This window comes from Thioalkalivibrio sp. ALE30, assembly GCF_000377465.1.
Taxonomy (GTDB): domain Bacteria; phylum Pseudomonadota; class Gammaproteobacteria; order Ectothiorhodospirales; family Ectothiorhodospiraceae; genus Thioalkalivibrio.
In genome coordinates this window covers 52,752-72,567 of sequence record NZ_KB898176.1, presented here as the reverse complement: position 1 = coordinate 72,567, position 19,816 = coordinate 52,752, and the positions used below count along the sequence as shown (strand labels likewise).

The 19,816-nt window shown below is 68.0% G+C and carries 20 protein-coding genes and 1 tRNA gene; 1 reads left to right on the top strand and 20 read right to left on the bottom strand.

Annotated elements, in window-relative coordinates; translation table 11 throughout:
* Positions 1-18: 18 nt before the first annotated feature.
* The 6 genes from rplI to rnr all read right to left on the bottom strand — a co-directional run bounded on the left by rplI (position 19) and on the right by rnr (position 5,846).
* A complete protein-coding gene (gene rplI, locus D107_RS0112060) occupies positions 19-468 on the bottom strand; it encodes a 50S ribosomal protein L9 (protein ID WP_018867240.1) in 450 nt (149 codons plus the stop codon).
* Positions 469-535: 67 nt separating this feature from the next.
* Positions 536-1,471: a hypothetical protein gene (locus D107_RS0112055; RefSeq protein WP_018878326.1), complete on the bottom strand. Its 936-nt coding sequence runs from the start codon at positions 1,469-1,471 to the stop codon at positions 536-538.
* Between the two features lie 31 nt (positions 1,472-1,502).
* Positions 1,503-1,727: a 30S ribosomal protein S18 gene (gene rpsR / locus D107_RS0112050; RefSeq protein ID WP_017940974.1), complete on the bottom strand. Its 225-nt coding sequence runs from the start codon at positions 1,725-1,727 to the stop codon at positions 1,503-1,505.
* 42 nt (positions 1,728-1,769) lie between these two features.
* The gene (rpsF, locus tag D107_RS0112045) at positions 1,770-2,174 is read right to left on the bottom strand and encodes a 30S ribosomal protein S6 (RefSeq protein WP_018867237.1); all 405 of its coding nucleotides are present in this window, start codon (positions 2,172-2,174) and stop codon (positions 1,770-1,772) included.
* Positions 2,175-2,323: 149 nt separating this feature from the next.
* Positions 2,324-3,091, bottom strand: coding sequence for a 23S rRNA (guanosine(2251)-2'-O)-methyltransferase RlmB (gene rlmB / locus D107_RS0112040; protein ID WP_018867236.1), 768 nt, complete (start codon positions 3,089-3,091; stop codon positions 2,324-2,326).
* Positions 3,092-3,194: 103 nt separating this feature from the next.
* The gene (rnr, locus tag D107_RS0112035) at positions 3,195-5,846 is read right to left on the bottom strand and encodes a ribonuclease R (protein ID WP_018881567.1); all 2,652 of its coding nucleotides are present in this window, start codon (positions 5,844-5,846) and stop codon (positions 3,195-3,197) included.
* Positions 5,847-6,224: 378 nt separating this feature from the next.
* Here rnr and D107_RS0112030 point away from each other — a divergent pair.
* Positions 6,225-6,311: transfer RNA gene (locus tag D107_RS0112030), tRNA-Leu, on the top strand.
* Positions 6,312-6,573: 262 nt separating this feature from the next.
* On the opposite strand, the gene D107_RS0112025 is transcribed toward D107_RS0112030, so the two are convergent.
* The 14 genes from D107_RS0112025 to D107_RS0111960 all read right to left on the bottom strand — a co-directional run bounded on the left by D107_RS0112025 (position 6,574) and on the right by D107_RS0111960 (position 19,739).
* Positions 6,574-7,875 (bottom strand): adenylosuccinate synthase, encoded by a 1,302-nt coding sequence (locus D107_RS0112025; RefSeq protein ID WP_018877083.1) that lies wholly within the window; start codon positions 7,873-7,875, stop codon positions 6,574-6,576.
* Positions 7,875-9,059 (bottom strand): ATP phosphoribosyltransferase regulatory subunit, encoded by a 1,185-nt coding sequence (locus D107_RS0112020; RefSeq protein WP_018881566.1) that lies wholly within the window; start codon positions 9,057-9,059, stop codon positions 7,875-7,877. Before D107_RS0112020 ends, D107_RS0112025 begins: the two co-directional genes overlap by 1 nt.
* 131 nt (positions 9,060-9,190) lie before the next feature.
* A complete protein-coding gene (gene hflC / locus D107_RS0112015) occupies positions 9,191-10,075 on the bottom strand; it encodes a protease modulator HflC (RefSeq protein WP_018881565.1) in 885 nt (294 codons plus the stop codon).
* Positions 10,075-11,292 carry an FtsH protease activity modulator HflK gene (hflK, locus tag D107_RS0112010; protein WP_018881564.1) on the bottom strand — a complete coding sequence of 406 codons (1,218 nt, stop codon included), beginning with the start codon at positions 11,290-11,292 and terminating at the stop codon, positions 10,075-10,077. Before hflK ends, hflC begins: the two co-directional genes overlap by 1 nt.
* Positions 11,293-11,418: 126 nt before the next feature.
* Positions 11,419-11,799 carry a holo-ACP synthase gene (gene acpS, locus D107_RS0112005; RefSeq protein WP_018878829.1) on the bottom strand — a complete coding sequence of 127 codons (381 nt, stop codon included), beginning with the start codon at positions 11,797-11,799 and terminating at the stop codon, positions 11,419-11,421.
* A 5-nt stretch (positions 11,800-11,804) separates the two neighbouring features.
* A complete protein-coding gene (gene pdxJ / locus D107_RS0112000) occupies positions 11,805-12,572 on the bottom strand; it encodes a pyridoxine 5'-phosphate synthase (protein ID WP_018881563.1) in 768 nt (255 codons plus the stop codon).
* A gap of 35 nt (positions 12,573-12,607) precedes the next feature.
* On the bottom strand, positions 12,608-13,267 hold the full coding sequence (locus tag D107_RS0111995; RefSeq protein WP_018867228.1) for a DNA repair protein RecO: 660 nt from the start codon (positions 13,265-13,267) through the stop codon (positions 12,608-12,610).
* 16 nt (positions 13,268-13,283) lie between these two features.
* Positions 13,284-14,207, bottom strand: a complete 924-nt coding sequence (era, locus tag D107_RS0111990) for a GTPase Era (protein ID WP_018881562.1) — start codon at positions 14,205-14,207, stop codon at positions 13,284-13,286.
* A complete protein-coding gene (rnc, locus tag D107_RS0111985) occupies positions 14,204-14,881 on the bottom strand; it encodes a ribonuclease III (RefSeq protein WP_018867226.1) in 678 nt (225 codons plus the stop codon). The genes era and rnc overlap by 4 nt, the downstream gene beginning before the upstream one ends.
* Before the next feature lie 43 nt (positions 14,882-14,924).
* Positions 14,925-15,281: a DUF4845 domain-containing protein gene (locus tag D107_RS0111980; RefSeq protein ID WP_018867225.1), complete on the bottom strand. Its 357-nt coding sequence runs from the start codon at positions 15,279-15,281 to the stop codon at positions 14,925-14,927.
* A 63-nt stretch (positions 15,282-15,344) separates the two neighbouring features.
* On the bottom strand, positions 15,345-16,115 hold the full coding sequence (gene lepB, locus D107_RS0111975; protein ID WP_018878317.1) for a signal peptidase I: 771 nt from the start codon (positions 16,113-16,115) through the stop codon (positions 15,345-15,347).
* A gap of 67 nt (positions 16,116-16,182) precedes the next feature.
* Positions 16,183-17,991, bottom strand: a complete 1,809-nt coding sequence (gene lepA / locus D107_RS0111970; RefSeq protein ID WP_018867223.1) for a translation elongation factor 4 — start codon at positions 17,989-17,991, stop codon at positions 16,183-16,185.
* Entirely contained in the window at positions 17,988-18,227 is a 240-nt protein-coding gene (locus tag D107_RS0111965; RefSeq protein ID WP_017940958.1) for a glutaredoxin family protein, read from the bottom strand. Before D107_RS0111965 ends, lepA begins: the two co-directional genes overlap by 4 nt.
* An 87-nt stretch (positions 18,228-18,314) precedes the next feature.
* Positions 18,315-19,739 (bottom strand): DegQ family serine endoprotease, encoded by a 1,425-nt coding sequence (locus D107_RS0111960; protein WP_018867222.1) that lies wholly within the window; start codon positions 19,737-19,739, stop codon positions 18,315-18,317.
* Positions 19,740-19,816: the final 77 nt, after the last annotated feature.

Below are 19,816 nucleotides of genomic sequence, written 5' to 3'. Positions count from 1 at the left end.
CTCCCGACATCCGACGGATCACTCTTCGCCGATCACAACGACGCGAATGTCCACATCCACGTCCGAGTGCAGGTGCAGCCCGACCTCGAATTCGCCGGCGGTACGCAGCGGGCCTTCCGGCATGCGCACTTCCTTCTTCTCGACTTCGGTGCCCTTGGCGCTCAGCGCGTCGGCGATGTCCGCCGGGCCGATGGAGCCGAACAGCTTGCCTTCGCCACCGGCCTTCGCGGTGATCTCGAGCACGGTGCCGTCCAGCTTTTCCTTGCGCGCCTCGGCGGCGGCGAGGGCCTCGGCGGCGGCCTTCTCCAGTTCGGCGCGACGCGCCTCGAACTCGGCGATGTTCTCGGCGGTGGCGAACGTGGCCTTGCCCTGCGGCAGCAGATAGTTCCGCGCGAAACCGGGACGCACGTTGACACGGTCACCCAGGGTGCCGAGGTTATCGATCTTTTCCAGCAGAATGACTTCCATCTTTGTATTCCTGTAACGTTTGATCAGCGCCCGAAGGCACGCATTCTACACCGGTCTCGGACCGGTCTCACGGATTGTTGTCGCCGCCCTGCCCACCCGATGCGGAGCCGGGGCCCAGCCGCGAGCGGATGTCCGCCCAGGCGTCGATGACGCCGATGGTGGCGAGCAGCAGGAACATCTGCGGCATCGCCAGCGCCAGCAGGACGTACATCCCCACCAGCCAGAAGCTGCTCATGCCCTGACGGAAGGTCAGCGCGTGCATCAGCGCGATCCCCTGCAGGAAGAACAGCACCGCGAGGATGAACGCCAGTTCGGTCGCCAGCGGCACCGGGCCCAGATGGCCGATCCCCGCCAGCAGCAGCGTGGCCGCGCTTGTGGCGCGCCCGAACTGCAGTGCCCGAAACTCCTCGCCGAACGCCCCCGGGTTGTACAGCAGCGCCTGCCAGTAGCGACCCAGGAGCACCGAGAGCGTGAGGCTCAGCAGCAGGATCCCGGCAAACAGCCCGGTCAGGTACGGGGCGGCGCGGCGCAACGCCGCCTCGAGTTCCTGCGGACCGGTCTCGCTACCTTCGACCAGGGGCCCCAGCAGTCTCATCCCGGCCTCGGCCCAGGTGGACTCGAGATCCGGGACGAGCATATGGACGGCCAGCACCCCGAACCCGGCGACCCCGGCGGCGGCCTGCAGCGTGCTGCGCCACGAGACGGTCCGTCGCAGCAGCTCCGCCAACAGCGCCACCGGCGCCCATTGCACCACCCCGGCCACCACCCCCGCGAACAGCGGGGCCTCGGGCATCAGGGCAAACATTGCGACCCCGAGCACGAGCGCGGACAGCGCGATCACCAGCAGTGCCTGCCCGAGGCCAATGCGCAGCCCGACCAGGGCGACCAGCGCGCTGCCAAGCAGCGCCACCGGCGGCAGAAACAGCCCCGCCACACCAAAACCGGAGACCGCGCCCACGGCGCGGCCCCGGCTCTTCATCGCGAATTCGGCCAGTGCGCGCATGGCGACGGCCCCCGGCGAACCGGTACGAGACTTAGTGGTTGTCGCTGTACGGCAGCAGGGCGAGGAAGCGCGCGCGCTTCACGGCGGTGGCCAGCTGACGCTGGTACTTCGCGCTGGTGCCGGTCACTCGGCTGGGGACGATCTTGCCGGTCTCGGTGACGAAACCCTTGAGCAGGTTCAGGTCCTTGTAATCGATGTAATCGATGCCTTCGGCGGTGAACTTGCAGTACTTGCGGCGACGCGGAAAACGGGCCATCTCAACTCTCCTTCAAAAATTCGGTCAACGAACGGGCGGGACTTATTCGGCAGCGGCCGAATCATCGGAGGCGGACTCGCCGCCCTCGTCGTCACGCTCGCGGCGACGGCCCTTGGAGCCTTCCTCTTCCTGGCCCTTGGCCAGCGGGGAGGTCTCGGTCACAGCCTCTTCCATGCGCATCGCCAGGTGTCGCAGCACGGCATCGTTGAACCGGAAGGCGCTGGCGAGCTCTTCCATCGCCTCTTCCGAGGCCTCGATGTTCATGAGCACGTAGTGGGCCTTCACCAGCTTCTGGATCGGGTAGGCCAGCTGACGGCGGCCCCAGTCTTCCAGGCGATGGATCTTGCCTTCGTGGCCTTCGACCAGGCCCTTGTAGCGCTCGATCATCGCCGGGACCTGCTCGCTCTGGTCCGGGTGGACCAGGAATACAACTTCGTAGTGACGCATCGGGAACTCCTTTCGGGTATCAGCCTCCCGTCCACGCGGTGAGGCAAGGGTTCAACCCCGCGGGCGCGCCCGCGGGGCAGAAAGGCGCGATACGATAACCGAAGCGGGCGACAACAACAAGCGACGAACAGGCCAGGCGGCCGACGCCCTCAGTCCGGCGCGCCGGCCTGGCGCTGGCGCACCGCCTCGAACAGGGTTACCCCGGTGGCCACGGAGACATTGAGGCTCTCCACCGTCCCGTGCATGGGCAAGGCGGCCAGGTGGTCGCAGGCCTCCCGGGTGAGCCGGCGCAGGCCCTCGCCCTCGGCCCCCATCACGATCGCGGTCGGCGGGCGCAGGTCCAGCGCGTAGAGGCTTTCCCCGGCCTCGCCCGCGAGGCCGACGGTCCACATACCGGCCTGCTTGAGCGAGGCGAGCGTCCGCGCGAGATTTCCGACCGTTACCACCGGCACGGTTTCGGCCGCGCCCGAGGCCACCTTGATGGCCGCCGGGGTCAGGGCGGCGCTGTGGTGGCGCGGCATGATCACCGCGCCGGCCCCCGCCGCATCGGCGGTGCGCAGGCAGGCGCCGAGGTTGTGGGGGTCGGTCACCCCATCGAGAATCAGCACGAGGTCCAGACCATCGCGCACCCGCTGGATCAGGGTCTTTTCATCCACCACCGGACGCGGGGTGCAGTGCACGATCACGCCCTGGTTCTGGAACCCCGGATGCTGCTGATCCAGGCGCTCGCGGCCCACCCGCTCCACCGCGAGACCGCAGGCGCGGGCACGATGCAGCAGGCGCTCCAGCGCGGGCTCGACCGGGTCGGTCGCGAGCTGCAGGCGCTTCACCCGTTCCGGGGCACGCTCCAGTACCGCCGCCACCGCATGAATACCGCCGAAGGTCTCCGCGCGGCTACCCTTGCCACCCTTGCTCACCGCCTCCCTCCACGGGACACAACCGGCGGCGAACCCGCCGCGCGCTTGCGCGGGGATGCCGCGCCTCGCGATGGATGGCCCTGCGCACTCACCGGGCGGTACCTCAGGACGAGGAGGGACGCCGGCGCCGGCTGCGGCGACGGCCGGAACCTGCGGGCTTCTTGCCCGCCCCCTGGGCTTGCGGCTCCGACTCGACGATGGTGTTGCCGTCCTTGTCGGCCTCCGGTCGCGGCGGCGGGACCGCCTCGTTGCCGGGTTCCGGGGCATCGGGAATACCCTCGTCAGGGTCGGACACCGGGGCCGCCTCGTTCCCCGGCTCGGGGGCCGGGTCCGGGGTCGTGTCACCGGAGGCCGAACCACGGCGGCGACCGCCGCGACGGCGACGCTTCTTCTTCGGTGCCGGGGCCTCGTCGTCGGCGGCGGGTGCCTGCGGCTCGGCCGGAGCCGGGTCCGCCGCAGCTTCGGCCGGCTGGGTCTCGTCCGCCGGGGTGGCGGCCGGGGCGGTCTCGGCATCCTTGCGGCGCTTGCTGCGGCGGCTGCGCTTCTTCGGTGGCGCGTCCGTCGGCTTCGGCTTGCCCGGTTCCCCGGCCAGCGCGAGGTCGATCTTGCGATCATCCAGACTCACCCGGGCCACCTGCACCTGCAGTTCGTCCCCAATACGGAACACCCGTCCGCCGCGCTCGCCGGTCAGGGTGTGACGGGTCGGGTCGAAGTGGTAGAAGTCATTGTCCAGGCTGGTCACGTGGACCAGGCCCTCGATGTAGACATCCTTGATCTCGACGAACAGGCCGAACCCGGTTACGCCGGAGACCACGCCGGTGAAGGTCTCCCCGACCTTGTCCTGCATGTACTCGGCCTTCAGCCAGGCCTCGGCATCGCGGGTGGCATCGTCGGCGCGCCGCTCCGCCATCGAGCAGTGCTCGCCCAGCGATTCCATGTCGCTGTGCGAATACGGGAACGCCTTGCCACTGCCCTTGCGCAGCACATGACGAATGCCACGATGCACCAGCAGGTCGGGATAGCGCCGGATCGGCGAGGTAAAGTGCGCGTAGTCGTCCAGCGCCAGACCAAAGTGCCCGTCCAGTTCCGGGGCGTACACCGCCTGGCTCAGCGAGCGCAGCAGCACCGTCTGGATCAGCTGCTGGTCCGAGCGCTGGCGGGCGGCCTTCAGCACGGCCGTGTAGTCGGCCGGTGTGGGTTCGGCCCCGCCGCCCAGGCTCAGGCCCGCGCCATTCAGGAACTCGCGCAGCTCCTCGACCTTCTCCGCCGGTGGCTGGTCGTGGATACGATAAAGCGCCGGCACCTTGTGCTTCTTCAGGAACCGCGCCGCCGCGACGTTCGCCATGATCATGCATTCCTCGACCAGGCGATGGGCATCGTTGCGCTCGGTCGGGACGATCTGCTCGATCTTGCGGTCCTCGCCGAAGACGATCTTGGTCTCGGTGGTGTCGAAGTCGATCGCGCCGCGGCGATTGCGGGCTGCGTGCAGGGACTTGAAGACCTTGTGCAGGGTCTCCAGATGCGGCATCACATGGGCGTTCTGCTCGCGCAGGGCCGTGTCGCCGTCGAGCATCGCCGCAACATCGTCGTAGATCAGACGCGCGTGCGAGCGGATCAGGCCCTCGTGGAAGCGATAGCTCTTCAGCGCCCCGCGCGCGCCGATCTCCATCTCGCAGACCATGCTCAACCGATCCACCTTCGGGTTCAGCGAGCACAGGCCGTTGGACAGGGCCTCCGGCAGCATCGGGATCACGTTGTCGGGGAAGTACACCGAGGTGCCGCGGGTACGGGCCTCGCGGTCCAGGGCCGCATCGCGTTCGACATAGTGGGACACATCGGCGATCGCGACCCACAGGCGCCAGCCCTTGCCCTCCGGCTCGCAGTACAAAGCGTCGTCGAAGTCGCGGGCATCACTGCCGTCGATGGTGACAAACGGCTTCTCGCGCAGATCCAGACGGCCCTTCTTGTCCTTCTCGGCGACCTCGGCACCCAGTGCGTCGGCGGCGGCCGTGACGTCGTCCGGCCACTCGTGCGGCAGGCCATGGGCACGGATCGCGATGTCGATCTCCATGCCCGGGGCCATGTGTTCGCCCAGGACCTCCAGCACATCGCCCTTCAGGCGTGCGGTGCGCGAGGCGGATTCGCGGATACGCACCACCACGATCTGGTCGTCCTGCGCCTCGCCCAGGCCGTCCGGCGGCACCAGGATGTCGTGGGTAATCCGCTTGTTGTCCGGGGTCAGGACACCGACCCCGTCCTCGATCTTCAGGCGCCCGACCACCTGGGTGGTGTTGCGCTCGAGGACCTCCACGATCCCGCCTTCACGGCGGCCGCGGCGATCCATGCCCATGACCCGGGCCAGCGCCCGGTCGCCATGGAATACGCCGCGCATCTGCTTGGGCGACAGGAACAGATCGTCGTCCTGCTCGTCCGGCACCAGGAAGCCGAAGCCGTCCGGATGCCCGATCACACGGCCGCGGATCAGATCTTCCTGGTTGACCGGCAGATAGGCCCCTCGGCGATTGCAAAGGGCCTGGCCGTCGCGCTCCATCGCCTTCAGGCGGCGGCGCAGGGCCTCGAGACGATCGTCATCGTCGATCTGCAGCCGCTCCGCGATCTCGTCGTAGGACAGCGGGTTGTCGGCTTCCTGCAGGAGCCCGAGGATGAACTCGCGGCTGGGGATGGGGTTGTCGTACTTCTGCGCCTCGCGCTCGAAGTTGGGATCGGCGGGGGTCTTGCGACGTTGTCTTGGCATTCAGTGAACTCTGTGGATGTTGCAATGGGCAGCCCTTCGCCGGGAACCGGCCGGGCGCGCAAGGGAAACGCTGATTCAGGTGCCCGCTCCCGCTCGAGCCGCTTTCCAGCGTGCGATCAAGGCGCGGTGAGTGCAGTGTAGCGGAGCGACACCAGCGGACCGCAACACCAGCGGGTACATGAATCGGCGCTTCCCGAAGCGCCCATTATGAGGCATGCAGAATTTTGTTGCGCAGCGCGGCTTCGCGCCGGCCCGCCGGCGCCCGTCCCGGACGGCGACTTTCGGCCCCCGGGGCGTTGACAGCCTCGCGGGCGCGCACTATATTGCGCGCTCCTGAAGCGCAGGACACTCGGTTTTCACCGCTGTGTCGTCCCTCGTGCCGAGGTGGCGGAATTGGTAGACGCGCTAGCTTCAGGTGCTAGTGGGGGTAACCCCGTGGAGGTTCAAGTCCTCTCCTCGGCACCATTTTTCTGCTTCAACACACTCCCTGAACCACCCCGTAACGCGCGACATCCACATGGATGGCGTGGGTTTTTTCGTGGGCGCTGCCTTCGCGGGCGCGGCCCGTGGAGCATTCACCCGGGCCATTCGCATACCACATGGGCAAACCTCGACGCCGCTTCATACGCACGCGTCATGCGCACCCGCGTGCACAGGCGCCGGACCCCCGGGCCGGGACATCACCGAAGCCCGCGCTTGGTGACGCCCCGACCGTCCGGGCGGGATATCAGCTGTCGAACGGGTCGCGCAGCACCAGGGTTTCGTCGCGATCCGGGCCGGTGGAGACCATATCCACCGGGACCCCGACGACCTCGCTCAGCCGCTCCAGATAGGCGCGCGCATTCGCCGGCAGCTTCGCGTACTCGCGGATCCCGACCGTGGACTCCGCCCAGCCCGGCATCTCTTCGTAGATCGGGGTGCAGGCCGCATAGGCCTCGGCCCCGGAGGGCGGCACCTCGCGGCGCTCGCCACCACAGTCATAGCCGACACAGATCTGCACACTCTCCAGCCCGTCCAGCACATCCAGCTTGGTCATGCACAGGCCGCTGATCGTGTTCACCTGGACCGCCCGCTTCAGCGCGACCGCGTCAAACCAGCCGCAGCGCCGCGCACGCCCGGTGGTCGAGCCGAATTCGTTGCCCTGGCGCGCAAGGTGCTCGCCCATGTTGTCGAACAGCTCGGTGGGGAACGGCCCCGCCCCCACGCGCGTGGTATAGGCCTTGGTAATCCCCAGCACGTAGTCGATGTCCCGCGGGCCCACCCCGGAGCCGGTGGAGGCGCCCCCCGCGGTGGTGTTCGACGAGGTCACAAACGGATACGTGCCGTGGTCGATGTCCAGCAGCGTGCCCTGGGCGCCCTCGAACATCACGTCCTTGCCCTGCTCGCGCAGCGCGTGCAGCCGCCCGGCCACGTCCGTGACCATCGGCTGCAGTCGTTCGGCGTGCGCCAGGCACTGCTCCAGCACTTCCTGCTGATCGACGGTCGGCGCCTTGAAGTAGTGCTTCAGCGCAAAGTTGTGATAGTCCATCACCTCGCCCAGCTTGGCCGCCAGGCGTTCGCGGTGGAACAGGTCGTCCAGACGCAGGCCGCGACGCGCCACCTTGTCCTCGTAGGCCGGCCCGATGCCGCGCCCGGTCGTCCCGATGGCCGCCTTGCCGCGTGCCTTCTCGCGCGCATGGTCCAGTGCCACGTGGTAGGGCAGGATCAGCTGGCAGGCATCCGACAGACGCAGGCGGTCGGCGACCGGCACCCCCTTGGCCTCCAGCTCCTCCATCTCCGTGATCAGGGCCTCGGGCGAGAGCACCACCCCGTTGCCGATCATGCATTCCACGCCTTCGCGCAGAATGCCGGACGGAATCAGGTGCAGAACGGTCTTCTCGCCGCCGATCACCAGGGTATGGCCGGCATTGTGCCCGCCCTGGAACCGAACCACCGCGGCCGCATCCTCGGTCAGACGATCGACGATCTTGCCCTTGCCCTCGTCCCCCCACTGGCTGCCCAGCACGACTACAAAACGTCCCATCGTCATCAATGCTCCACTACCGTCCATTCGCCGTCGCGCTGCTCCAGACGCGCGCCGGCGGGTGATTCATTGTCCTGGCCATCCAGCTCGCGCACCACGCGCACCCCGCGTGCGCGCAGGTCCGCGATCGCGGCCTCCAGCGCCGCATCGCCGCTGGCCGGCGCACGCACGCTTTCCCGGGCCGGGGCCGCCACCCCGCCTTCGCGACGCACGAAGGCGCGCAGATCGGTACTGAACCCGGTCGCCGCCCGCGCCCGGCCGAATACCCGCCCAATGTCGTTATACCGCCCCCCACGGGCGATGGCCTGGCCGGAACCCGGGACGAAGGCGGCGAACACCAGCCCCGTGTGATAGGCGTAGCCGCGCAGTTCCGCAAGGTCCAGGTGCAGGTCCAGCCCCGGCTCGCCCGCCTCTAGGCGCGCGACCACGGCCTGCAGGTGATCCAGCGCCGCCTGCACCTCGGTCGGTGCGCCGTCCAGGGCCCGGCGGGCCTCGTCCAGTACCGCGGCGTCCCCGTTCAGATCGACCAGCGCACGCAGGCGCGCGCAGGCGACCGGGTCCATGCCGGAGGCCTGCCAGGCCGCCAGGGTCTCGTCGATCTCGGGCACACTCTTGCGCTGGAGCTGGTCGAAGAAGTCCTGCTCCTGGCTTTCGTCGAGGCCGGCGTCGCGCGCCAGGGCGCGATAGATCCCGACATGGCCGAGATCCATGCTCGGGCGGTCCACGCCGCAGACGGTCAGGGTGGCCAGCATCAGACGGATGATCTCGAGATCGCTGTCGATCCCGTCGTGGCCGAACAGCTCGGCACCCGCCTGCAAGGGGCTGCGCGAGCCGGACCATTCGTCCGCGCGGGTACGCAGAGCGGTACCCACGTAACACAGGCGATTCGGCCCCTGCACCCGCAGGCGATGCGCGTCGATACGTGCCACCTGCGGGGTCAGGTCCGCGCGCACACCCATCATGCGCCCGGTGAGCTGATCGGTGAGCTTGAAGGTCTGCAGATCGAGGGCATGCCCGGCCCCGGTCAGGAGGGATTCCAGATACTCGGCCAGGGGCGGCATCACGAGGTCGTAGCCCCAGGTGTCGAACTGGTCCAGCACACGGCGCCGGAGCGCCTCCAGACGCCGCGCGGCATCCGGCAAGGCCTCCTCCAGGCCATCCGGCAGCAACCAGCGGTTGATATCGGTCATGTCATCCCTGTCCTTGTCCTGTCATCCACCACGCCCGGCCCGCCGTCCGGCAAAAGTCGGGCCCGGATACCTCCGGGCCCGTTCAAACGGCGACCTTCGGGGCGGCCGCAGCCACCCGGTTCCCGCCCCGCTCAGCGGGTCGGCAGCGGCGCCGGACGTTCGCCCCCGGGGGCATTGAAGTACTGGAAGAACTCGGAGTTCGGTTCCAGGATGAAGGTACTGTTATCGCCGCTCATGCTGTTGCGATAGGCAATCAGGCTGCGATAGAAGCGGAAGAACTCCTGGTCCTCGCCGAACGAACGCCCGAGGGTCTCGGTCGCCCGGGCGTCACCGGCACCGCGGATCTCCTCGGAGTCGCGATAGGCATTCGCCAGGATTACCGTGCGCTCGCGGTCGGCCCGCGACCGGATACGCTCGGCCTCTTCCTGCCCGCGGGCCCGGAAGTCCTGGGCCACGCGCTGACGCTCGGCCCGCATGCGCTCGTACACCGACTCGGATACCTCGTCGGGCAGGTCCATGCGGCGGATGCGCACATCCACCAGATTGATGCCCAGCTCCTGAGCGGTCTCCAGTGCCGTCTGACGCACCGCGCCCATGATCGTCAGGCGCTCGCCAGCGACCACATCCTGCAGTTCGAAGCGGGCGAACTCGTTACGCATCCCGTCGCGCAGGATCTGCGCCAGGCGCTCCTCGGCCAGACGCTCGTCGCCGCGCGTGGCGCGGTAGAACTGTCCGACATCGTCGATCCGCCACTTGGCGTAGAAATCGACGATGATGTTCTTCGCCTCGGAGGTCAGGAACCGATCCGGCGGGATATTCAGCGTCATGATCCGGGCGTCGAACTTCTCGACGTTCTGGATCAGCGGGAACTTGAAGTGCAGGCCCGGGGCCGGGTCGACCTCGCGGATCTCCCCCAGGGCAAACTTGATCACGCGTTCGCGTTCGTCAACGGTGTAGGTCGACAGGGCAACGACGATACCGAGCACGACCACGGCAATACCGGCTATGCGGAGCATTAGCGCACCTCCCGCGAACGCTGGGCGGCCGGGTCGCGATCACCCAGCCGGCTGCTCGTACCCGAGCCACTGTTGAAGACACTGCGGCTGGTATCCAGCGGCCGCGGTGTCGGTGTGTCGCCGGAGCTGTTCCCGCTGCGCGCGGCGCCCTGGAACAACTGATCCAGCGGCAGCATCATCAGGTTGTTGCTGCTGCCCACGTCCAGCATCAGCTTGCGCGAATCCTCGAGCACGGCCTCGACCGCCTCCAGGTAGAGACGATCCCGGGTCACATCCGGGGCCTGCTGGTATTCGGCCAGCAACTGGTCGAAGCGCGAGGCATCACCCTCGGCCCGGGCGATCACCTGATCGCGATAGCCCTCGGCCTCCTCGATGATGCGGGCGGCCTGACCACGGGCCCGCGGGATCACGCCATTGGCGTAGGCCTCGGCCTCGTTGCGGAAGCGCACCTCGTCCTCGCGGGCGCGGATCGCGTCGGCGAAGGACTCCTGCACCGGTTCCGGCGGCTGCGCCTGCTGCATGGACACGGCGGTGACGATGATGCCGGCACCGTAGGCGTCCAGGTTCTCCTGCATCACCACGCGCGAGGACGAGGCGATCTCGCCACGCCCCTCGCCGAGAATGAATTCGAGGTTGTTCTTGCCGATGCGCTCGCGGATCGCCGACTCCATCACCCGGTTCACCGTGGCGTTCGGGTTGCGGACATTGAAGAGATAGTCGACCAGGTCGAGGATGCGGTACTGCACCGCGATATCGACATCGATGATGTTCTCGTCGCCGGTCAGGATCAGCGCGCGATGCTCGAGCGTCCGGACGTTGTCGACGTTCTCGATCTCGATGCGCTCAATGGGATAGGGCAGATGCCAGCCCGGCCCCGGGTTCTTCACCTGCTGGAACTCGCCGAAGCGCAGCACCACGCCGCGCTCGCCTTCCGAGATGATGTGGAAGCCGGACGCCAGCCAGACCACCAGCGCGATAATCAGGCCGAGGCTGACCAGGGCCTGGGCACCCCGGCCCATGCCGCCACTGCCGGAACCGCCCGAGCCGCCGCTGCCGCCCCCGCCGAAGATACCATTCAGCTGACGCGACAGCTTGCGCATCATCTCCTCGAGGTCGGGGGGCTGATTGCCACCCCCGCCGCCACCGCTACCGCGCTGGCCGCCGCCACCCCCACTCCAGGGGTCGCGGTTGTTGTTTCCCGGTTCGTTCCAGGGCATTGACTGGACTCCGTCGCTCGCTCAGGGCTGGCCTGCCGCGGCATCCGCGGACACCGGCAGGCATAAGGAGCCACATTCTAGGGAGCCGCCCCAACCCGGGCAACCTCGCCCGGAGGGAAAGGCGGGTTACTCGCCACCTTCGAGGACCACGAAGGCCTGGGCGTATTCGCGTTCGTCGCTGATGCTGAGATGGATCGCGCGCACACCGAGGCGGTCTGCCGTGGCCCGGGCCCGCCCGGCCAGCACGAATTCGGGGCGCCCGCGAGCGTCATGGGTCACCCCCGCCTCCGCCAGCGCCATGTCAGCCCCGACCCCGCAGCCCAGCGCCTTGGCCAGCGCCTCCTTGGCGGCAAAGCGCCGGGCCAGAAACCCGGCCGGTTCATGGGATGGCAGATCGGCCTGCTCCAGCGGATGCAGGATGCGCTCGGCGAGGCGGCGGCCGTGGCGCTCCCACATGCCGCGCATGCGCGCGACCTGCACCAGATCGGTCCCGATCCCGAGGATCATCGCGCTCAGACCGGGTACTGCCCGGCCGGAAGCCCCTGGCGGGCAGCATCCATCAGCCCGCGCATGTGACTGACCGCCTCGGGCAGGCCGGTAAACAGGGCCCGCGCGACGATCGAATGCCCGATATTGAGCTCGTGGAAAACCGGGTTGGCCGCGATCGGGCGCACGTTGTCGTAGTCCAGCCCGTGGCCGGCGTTGATCACCAGCCCCATCTCCCGGCCGGCGGCAGCGGCCTCGTTAATGCCGGCGAGCAAGCGTTCGCGCTCGGCCGCATCACGGGCGTTGGCATAGGCACCGGTGTGCAGCTCCACCACCGGCGCGCCAATGGCCACCGCCGCCTCCAGCTGGCGCGCATCCGGCTCCACGAACAGCGAGACCTCGATCCCCGCGGCGGTCAGGGGCGCGACAAACTCGCGCAGGCGCTCCAGCTGCCCCACGGCATCCAGCCCACCCTCGGTAGTCAGCTCCTCGCGCTTCTCCGGCACGATGCAGCACGCCGCCGGACGCAGCTTCAGGGCAATCGCCTGCATACCCTCGGTGGCCGCCATCTCCAGGTTCATCGGGACCTTGAGCCGGGGCTTGATCCCGAAGACATCGTCGTCCTGGATATGGCGGCGGTCCTCGCGCAGGTGCAGGGTGATGGAGTCCGCGCCGCTGGCCTCGGCCAGGCGCACCGCCTGCATCAGGTCCGGATACGGCGTATGCCGCGCCTGGCGAATGGTGGCGATGTGATCGAGATTGACCCCGAGCTTGAGCGGAGCAGGATGCGACATGAGGCGGTGCCCTTGGTTGGATGCGGTCCCGAAGCCTACAGCAGACCCCGGGTGCGCAGGGGCCGGCCGGCCAGGTGGATGTCGATCAGCCGGCGCATGAAGTCGCGACTGACGCGGGCATGATTATCCGGCACGTCCTCCCCGGTGGCCAGCGCCCGCAGCGCCGAACCGGGGATCGCCTCGCCCCGTCCGGCGGCCACGGGCTCCAGTCCGGCCTCCGGGTCGTAGCGATACCAGCCATCCGGGTCCAGCTCGGCCGGCTCGACATGCTCCAGCCCGGAGTCCAGCGGGGCAAGCAGGGCCCATTCGGCACGACGCAGGGCGGTATCGGCGCGTTCGCCCGCGGCCAGCCGGGCGTAGGCGGACAGCAGCGCGGGCAGGGCCTCCGGGATCGGGGCCTCGCGCGGGTACAGGCGCAGGATCAGCTCGTTCAGGTACAGCCCGCAGACCAGGGACCGTCCGGTCAGCGGGAAGACCCGCTGCTGCTCGGCGACGCTGAGGGTGGGCAGTTCGCCGCGCCCGCGCCAGGCCAGATCCAGCAGCACGAACGGCTGGACAGACCCGGCCTTGCCGCGCACCACCGCCGACAGGCGGCCGCTCCCGGCGGTCAGCAGATCCAGCACGCGGCTGTTCTCGCGCAGCGGGCGGGCGTGCAGCACGACCCCCTGGGTGACCGCCGACCCCGCGCCACTCATGCCCGTCGCGGGGCCCTCATCGGGGTTCTTCGATGCCGAGTTCGCGCAGGGCCCGCGGGTTGCGGGTCCAGTCGGCCTCCACCCGCACGGTCAGACGCAGCATGACCTTGCGCTCCAGCAGTTCTTCCAGCTGGACGCGGGCCGCCTGGCCGATCCGCTTGAGGCGCTGGCCACCCTTGCCGATCACGATTCCCTTCTGGCTGTCGCGCTCGACCAGGATGACCGCGTCGATGTGTGTCGTGCGCGGCTCGTCCGACCAGTCCTCCACGCGCACCGCCACCGAGTACGGAACCTCCTGCCCCAGATGCTCGAGCATGGATTCGCGGATCATCTCCTCGGCGCGAAAACGCTGAGGACGATCCGAGAGCTGATCGGGGTCGTACAGGAACGGGCCCTGCGGGAGGTGCCCCCGGATCTCCGCGATCAGGCCCTCCAGATTGGAGCCGGTCTTCGCCGACAGCGGCACCACGCCGGCATAGTCGAAACTCGCGGCCCGGGCCTGGATGAACGGCAGCAGCTCCTCCTTCTCGCGGAACTGGTCGACCTTGTTGATCACCAGCAGCGCCGGGCGCCCGGAATGCCGAATGGTCTCTTCGATGCGTTCGTCGCCCGGGCCGAACTGGCCGGCCTCGACGATGAAGCAGACGAGGTCGGCATCCGCCAGCGCCTGGCTGGCCGTGCGGTTGAGGACGCGGTTCACGAGCTGGGTGCGCTCGGTGTCGATGCCGGGCGTATCCATCAGCACAATCTGGTCCTGCCCCTCGGTCACGATTCCGAGGATGCGGTTGCGCGTGGTGTGGGGCCGCCGGGTCGTCGCCGCCAGCTTCTCGCCGACCAGACGGTTCATCAGCGTGGTCTTGCCCACGTTGGGCCGGCCGATCAGCGCGATCAGACCACAGCGCGTGGATTCGCCCGCGGGGCGGTCATCGGTTTCGCTCATTGTTCCTGTACCTGTTGCAGGCGCTTCAGGGCGGCCTCGGCCGCGGCCTGCTCGGCGCGGCGCCGCGAGGAGCCCTGGCCGCGCTGCCCCCAGCCCTGGGTGGGAAGGTGCACCGCCACGGTGAACTGGCGCTTGTGATCGGGGCCGGCCACCTCCAGCACCTCGTAGACCGGAAGCTCCGCATTGCGGCCCTGCAGCTGTTCCTGAAGGCGGGTTTTCGGGTCCTTCAGCGACTCGGCCGACGGCAGATCCTGCAGGCGCTCGGCGTACAGCGCCAGGGTGAACTCGCGCGCGGCCTGCATGCCGGCCTCGCGATAGGTCACCCCGATCAGGGCCTCCACGGCATCCGCGAGGATGGAGTCGCGGCGCTGACCACCACTCTTGCGCTCGCCCTGGCCCAGGTTCAGCGTGCCCTCCAGTCCCGTCTCGCGCGCCAGCGCGGCCAGCGACTCGCGATTGACCAGCGCGGCACGCAGGCGGGTCAGGTCGCCCTCCGGGGCGTCCGGGAGCTGCTCGTACAGGGCGTCGGCGATCACCAGGCCCAGCACGGCATCCCCGAGGAATTCGAGACGCTCGTTGTTGCGCCCGCCGGCACTGCGGTGGGTCAGCGCCTGGCCCACACCCTCGCCATCGCGCACGGCCGGCGGCAGCAGGCTGCGAAAGTCACGACTCACGAAAACACCCCTGGAGGCATGCAACGGATCGACGCCGCCCTCCTCAAGGGGCGAGTGTCTCGCTGTTCGAGAAGCGTGCCACCACGTCCACGTTGCCGAGGAATTCGCGGCGCACCTCGTATTCCAGGTTCAGGCGGCGGCCCTCCCCGTGCTCGGTCACGCTGAAGTTGTCCTCGCCGATCCCGTCGTATACCGAATTGATCTGGAACCGGCGATTGATCTCGCGCCACAGCTCGCGCTCGCTCTTGTCGGCGGCGCCGGTCTGGGTGGCCACATCCTGCATGATCGAGCGCACAGTCAGGAACTGGGTGTACTGCGTACCCATCTTGATCACGAAGGTGCCGACCAGCAGCGCGAGGAAGATCAGCGCAAGAATCGTCACCGCGCCCGCGCCCTGCATCGAGTGTCTGGAATGTCGCATGAATACCCTGCCCCCTGGTTGCCTGCTCCCGCGGAATACGGCCTAGCGAATCGCCTGGCCGATCCGGGAAAAGTCCCGATGGCCTTCATTGTAATCCCAATGCAGCCAGATGAAGAGCGCCCGGCCCACCAGGTGTTCCTCGGCGACGAACCCCCAGACCCGGCTGTCGTTGGAGTTGTCGCGGTTGTCACCGACCATGAAGTAGTGACCGTCGGGGACCGTGACCGAACCGTCGAGGCTCGCCTGCTGCTCGCGCATCAGGGTGTTGTAGGTGCGTCCATCCAGGGTCTCCTCGAACATCGACGCGCCCGACATGACCTGCCCGGAGCCCTCGCCCTCGAAGGTTCCAACCCGCTCGGCCGGCTGCGGCTCGCCATTCACGTACAGCACGCGATCGCGGAACGCGATGGTATCGCCCGGCAGACCGATGACCCGCTTGATGTAGTCCTCGGCGGGGTTGCGGGGATACTTGAACACCACGACCTCGCCACGCTCCGGCTCGCCGGTATCGAGGATCTTGGTGCGGGTGACCGGCAGGCGGATCCCGTAGGAGAACTTGCTGACCATGATGAAGTCGCCCACCAGCAGGGTGGGCATCATCGACCCGGAGGGGATGCGGAAGGGCTCGGCCACGAACGAGCGCAGGATCAGCACGATCAGCAGCACCGGGAAGAACGAACGCGAGTAGTCCACGAACCAGGGCATCGCCCGCTGGCGCTCCGGGCTGCGACGCCGCCGCAGGATCACCCAGCCCAGCCAGATCAGGCCGGTCACGGCGGTTGCCAGCACCAGGATCAGTTCGAGATTTGCCATGCCGTGTCCTCTGTTCCCGGCCCGCCGGGGAGTGCCCGACGGCCCTTCCGGGCCGCAGGCCTGATTGTCACTTCTTGTCGTCGTCCACCGACAGCACCGCCAGGAAGGCCTCCTGCGGCACATCCACCTTGCCGATCGACTTCATGCGCTTCTTGCCGGCCTTCTGTTTCTCCAGGAGCTTGCGCTTGCGGGTTACGTCGCCGCCGTAGCACTTGGCCAGCACGTTCTTGCGCATCGCCTTGACCGTGGCGCGCGCGATAATCTTGGAACCGATCGCCGCCTGGATCGCCACCTCGTACATCTGACGCGGGATGATCTTGGCCATGCGCTCGATGATCTCGCGCCCGCGCGACTCGGCATGGTCGCGATGCACGATGGCCGACAGCGAGTCCACGCGGTCGCCATTGATCAGGATGTCCACGCGCACCAGCGGCGCCGCCTGGAAGCGCAGCGGCTGGTAGTCGAACGAGGCATAGCCGCGGGTCGCGGACTTCAGCCGATCGAAGAAGTCGAGCATCACCTCGGACATCGGCAGCTCGTAGGACAGCTGCACCTGGCGCCCGAGGTACTGCATCTTCGTCTGCACACCGCGCTTCTCGACACACAGAGTGATCACCGCCCCTACATACTCCTGCGGGACCAGGATATTCGCCTCGATGATCGGCTCGCGGATCTCGGCCACCTCGTTGTTCGCCGGCAGCTCGGAGGGGTTGTGCACCGAGACCACCTCGCCGTCGTTGCGCTCCACCTCGTAGACCACGGTGGGCGCGGTGGTGATCAGGTCCAGGTCGTATTCCCGCTCCAGGCGCTCCTGCACGATCTCCATGTGCAGCATGCCGAGGAAGCCGCAGCGAAAGCCGAACCCGAGCGCCTGCGAGGTCTCCGGCTCGAACGACAGCGCCGCATCGTTCAGGCGCAGCTTGTCCAGCGCCTCGCGCAGGTCGTTGAAGTCGTCCGCACTGACCGGGAACAGCCCGGCGAATACCCGCGGCTGGATCTCCTGGAAGCCCGGTACCGGCTCGTCCGCCGGGTTGTTGAAATCGGTGAAGGTGTCGCCCACCTTGGCCCCGGAGATGTCCTTGATGGTCGCGATCAGATAGCCGACCTCGCCAACCTCCAGCGTCTTGCGGTCCACCGGCTTGGGCGTGAATACGCCGACCCGGCTGACCTCGTGCGCCCGCCCCACCGACATCGCCTTGATCTTCTGGCCCGCGTAGAAGCGTCCGGCCTTGACCCGCACCAGCGCCACCACGCCCAGGTAGTTGTCGTACCAGGAGTCGATCACCAGCGCCTTGGGCGCGGCCTCGGCATCGCCCTCCGGTGGCGGGATCCGGCGCACGATCTCCTCCAGCAGCTCGGCGATACCCTCGCCAGTCTTGGCGGAGACGCGCAGGGCATCCGTGGCCTCGATACCGATCACGTCCTCGATCTCCGCGGCCACCCGGTCTGGCTCGGCGGCGGGCAGGTCGATCTTGTTCAGCACCGGGACGACCTCGAGCCCCTGATCGATCGCGGTGTAGCAGTTGGCGACGCTCTGCGCCTCGACGCCCTGCGAGGCATCCACCACCAGCAACGCACCCTCGCAGGCATACAGCGAGCGCGAGACCTCGTAGGAGAAGTCCACATGCCCCGGGGTGTCGATGAGATTCAGCTGATAGCGCTCACCGTCCTGGGCGTCGTAGTACAGCGAGACGCTCTGCGCCTTGATGGTGATCCCGCGCTCGCGCTCCAGATCCATCGAGTCCAGCACCTGCTCGGACATCTCGCGTTCGGTCAGGCCATGACAGCCCTGGATCAGGCGGTCCGCCAGCGTGGACTTGCCGTGGTCGATATGCGCGATGATGGAGAAATTGCGGGTAAGGCGGGTTTCGGTCATGCAGGGGCCAGTTGGTCCAGCAGTGCCTTTCGGTCGAGGAAATGGCAGCAGAGAATGTCGCCGTCGACCGCAAGCACCGGGACCTTGACGTTGAAACGCGCCTGCAGCTCCGGGTCCTCGTCGATGTCGACGACCGTAAGCGCGAAAGTATAACGGCTTTTGAGGGCCATAATCTCGGCCAGCATGTCATGGCAGAGACCGCAGCTCTCGCGGTGATAAAGCGTCAGTTCGGTCATCCGCAAACGATCGGGAGGGCTGCCGACCGGGCCGACAGCCCTCCCTTGCTCCATGGCGGCCCCGGGGCGTGCGCCCCGAAGGCGGTCTCAGTCCCGCGGGATGCGCAGGGCGATGTAGGTCGGGTTGTCGCCGCGATACACCAGGACCGGCACCGTCCGCCGGTCGCCGACCTCGGCGATCTGTTGCTCCAGCGTCTCCGCCGAGTCGATGGCATGGCCGCCGAACTGCACGATCACATCGCCGGGGCGCAGGCCGGCGGAACGCGCCGGGTTGTCGACGACCTCCCGCACGACCACGCCGGCGTCCACGTCCAGCTCCGCGGCGCGTTCGGCCTCCAGCGGCTCCAGGACCATCCCCAGCAGGCTCTGCGGCTCGGTCCGCTCCGGCGTCTGCCGCTGTGGCCCGCCACGCTGGGCCGAGATGTCGTCCGGCAGGCGCTCGATCTCGACCGTGATGGTGCGGGTCTCGTCGCCGCGGCGCACTTCCACCTCGGCCTCGGTACCCACCGGCGTGCGCCCGACGATCGGCGGCAGAGCGGAGGAGTTGGGCACCTCGATGCCGTTGAACGACAGGATCACGTCACCGGTCTCGAAGCCGGCCTTCTGCGCCGGGCTGTCGGCCTGCACCCGCGCGACCAGGGCGCCGGTGGGCTTGTCCATGCCGAAGGAGTCGGCCAGCTCGCGCGTAACCTCCTGGATCAGCACACCCAGCCAGCCGCGCGTCACCTCGCCGTGTTCCCGCAGCTGCTGCACCACGTCCTCCACCATCTCGATAGGCACGGCGAAGGACAGGCCCATGAAGCCGCCCGTGCGGCTGTAGATCTGGGCATTGATGCCAATGACCTCGCCATCCAGATTCAGAAGCGGCCCGCCCGAGTTGCCCGGATTGATCGCCACGTCGGTCTGGATGAACGGGACGTAGTTCTCGGTCGGCAGGTTGCGCCCCTTGGCGCTGACGATGCCGGCGGTGACGGAGTGATCGAAGCCGAACGGCGAACCGATCGCCAGCACCCATTCGCCGACCTTCAGGTCGGACGAAGAACCCAGCTTCAGGGTCGGCAGGTCCTCGGCGTCGATCTTCAGCAGGGCCACGTCACTCTGCGGGTCCTTGCCGACGATCTCGGCGTCGAACACGCGCCGGTCGGACAGATGGACGACGACCTCCGAGGCTCCGTCCACCACATGGTTCGCGGTGATGATGTAGCCATCCTCGGTGTAGATGAAGCCGGAACCCAGCGAGTTGCGTTCGAAGCTCTCCGGGGCGCGCTCGCCCGAGCCGCCCGGACCGCCAAAGAAACGCTCGAACAGGTCCTCGAAGGGCGTGCCCTCGAAGTCCGGCATCTGGCCGCGATGCGGATTCTCGCGCTCGCGGGTGGTGGCGATGTTCACCACCGCCGGGCTGTGTTCCTCCGCCAGCGGCACGAAGTCCGGCAGCATGCGCGCCGAGGCCGGCAGCGACAGGGCGAGAAAGGTCAGGGCCACCAGTGCCCATTGCATCGGTTTCATCATCATCTGATCCGCATTGGGAAGTCGAAGGTTCAACGCTCTAGAAAGCCGCACCCACCCGCAAGTTCCCGCGGGCGCACACA